Below are 2,080 nucleotides of genomic sequence, written 5' to 3'. Positions count from 1 at the left end.
CAACCAACTGGTCTGAACCCCCGAGCCGTAGGTCGCATCGACGCGCTTGGATACGATCCCCTCCAACCCCATCCGGCAGGCATGTTGAAACACATCCTTGCCGCTTACCTCCAGATGTTCGGCATAGTTTAGTGTCGGCGCGGTGTTCTCCAGTAGCCTCTCCAGGGCTGCCTTGCGCTTCACCAATGGCTGTTGCCGAAGATCGCGCCCATTAAGGTGCAGCAGGTCGAAGGCATAGAAGATGAGCCTCGCCGAATCTGGATTGCCCAACTCCCTTTCCAGGGCTTGGTAATCCGGAAGGCCGGTGTCGCCGAGAACGACAGCCTCCCCATCAATGATTGCGGTCTTCACCGGCAAGCCCGCAGCTGCTTCAACTATCCGGCGGTATCGATGCGACCAGTCGTAGCCACGGCGCGTGAACGCCCGCGCTTTGCTGCGCTCAATGATGAGCTCGGTGCGGTAGCCATCGTACTTGATCTCGTGGATCCATTCGCTGCCTTCGGGCGCCGTCGCGACCAGAGTCGGCGACTGAAACTCAACGAAAGAGAGTCCATCTGCGGCCTTACTCATGCACCCTCCGAACGGCGATTCAAGACGCAGTGAAGCGATAGGTTCCAGAAATCTTAGCGAAATGGCATGTTCGTCTGCGTGCACCGGGTCTGGACCAGCCGGCCGCGAGGGAGATCAACGACGCTGCGGTGTAGCGCCCGCCGCAACGGCTGCTTCGGGGCCGGTTAGGCAGCCTCGGGGCTGGGATTTTCAGAAGCGGAATTTTAACCTGACCTGGAGATCGCCGTGATACAGACGTTCAGTGGGATGAGTTCTGGCGTAAGCCGGAAAGATGCAAAGCAGGTGTGAGCTTGGAATGGCCGCATCAGCGACACCAGGTCGGCACAATTTTCATAACGGCGCGGCCAGTGTAGATTGGCATTCATGGACGATATTCTCAACAGCGAACGTCTTCACGTGCGCCATGCGCTCGAAGCAATTGATTCAGCCGAACGGCCATTTGTCAAAATGCATGGGCTGCGCAATCATTTCGTGATCTTCGACAGGCGGATCGACCGGCGCGCCTTCCGACGGGCGGACATCGTCAGGATCTGCGACCCGCGGATCGGTGTCGGCGGCGACCAGGTGCTGACCATCGAACCGCCATCATTGGCTGGGGCTGCTGCCGCCATGCGCATCTTCAACATTGACGGCCGTGAGGTTTCAGCCTGCGGCAACGCTACTCGGTGCGTCGCCCATTTGCTGATGGAGGAGACCGGCGCAAACACGCTCGCCTTCGAAACGAAAGGCGGCCTGCTGAAATGCCGCCGGACCGGCGCCATGGAGGTCAGTGTCGCGCTCGGTCCGATCGGCTGGAACTGGCGCGATTTTCCACTTTCGCACGAAGTCGACGTGGCCGACCTGCCGGTCGAAAGCGGCTCGCTTCGTCATGGCATGGGCTTGTGGATCGGCAATCCGCATGCCGTCTTCTTCGTCGACAGCCTCGCCGATATCAACCTGGCGCGAGACGCGGCACCCATCCACGATAGTCCGCTGTTCCCCGAGGGCGTGAACGTGAGCGTGGCGGAACTCGTGGATGCCTCAACGATCCGTCTCGCCGTATGGGAGCGACCCGGCATCGCCACGCAGGCGTGCGGAACCGGCGCGTGCGTCGCAGCCTTCGCCGCGCGCCGCAAGGGTCTCACGACAAGCGAGCGCTTCACCGTGCATCTGCCGGCCGGCCCGCTGTCTGTCGAAATCCACGACACCATGGCCGTCATGTCCGGTCCGGTCGCCTATTGCTGCTGGGGCGTAGTTGCCGCCGAGACGGTATACGACTTCGACTGACACCGCCGCGCCGCCGGGGAGCGCCTCAGGCGATACGCAGCCCGTTGGCATCCAAGAGAACGCAGCCGGGGGGATCGAAGCCGACCTCGATAGCCTCGCCCTCGCGCACGAGCTTGCCGCCGCCCGGCGTGCTGGCGCGCACAATAGTCTTGCCGCCGATGTCGATCTCGTAGATCGCGCTGCCGCCGAGATAGGAGGTGGAGACGACGCGGCCGGACAGCCGGTTTCCGGCGGCTGCCGAACC

General features: G+C 62.3%; 3 protein-coding genes. 1 reads left to right on the top strand and 2 read right to left on the bottom strand.

Features of this window, described 5'->3' with window-relative positions; genetic code table 11:
• Positions 1 to 570 (bottom strand): RNA ligase family protein (locus tag EOA13_RS36890; protein ID WP_281040891.1); only part of this gene is annotated, 570 nt, incomplete at its 3' end.
• A gap of 363 nt (positions 571 to 933) precedes the next feature.
• Here EOA13_RS36890 and dapF point away from each other — a divergent pair.
• Positions 934 to 1,836, top strand: coding sequence for a diaminopimelate epimerase (gene dapF, locus EOA13_RS36885; protein WP_127298020.1), 903 nt, complete (start codon positions 934 to 936; stop codon positions 1,834 to 1,836).
• A 25-nt stretch (positions 1,837 to 1,861) separates the two neighbouring features.
• Here the strand turns inward: dapF and EOA13_RS36880 are convergent.
• Positions 1,862 to 2,080, bottom strand: a 219-nt coding sequence (locus EOA13_RS36880) for a TOBE domain-containing protein (protein ID WP_127298019.1), incomplete at its 5' end; no start/stop codon positions are given.

The organism is Mesorhizobium sp. M7A.F.Ca.US.011.01.1.1 (genome assembly GCF_003998295.1).
Lineage (GTDB): Bacteria > Pseudomonadota > Alphaproteobacteria > Rhizobiales > Rhizobiaceae > Mesorhizobium.
Note: the sequence above shows the minus strand (reverse complement) of the source record. Positions and strands in the feature narration are given on the sequence as shown.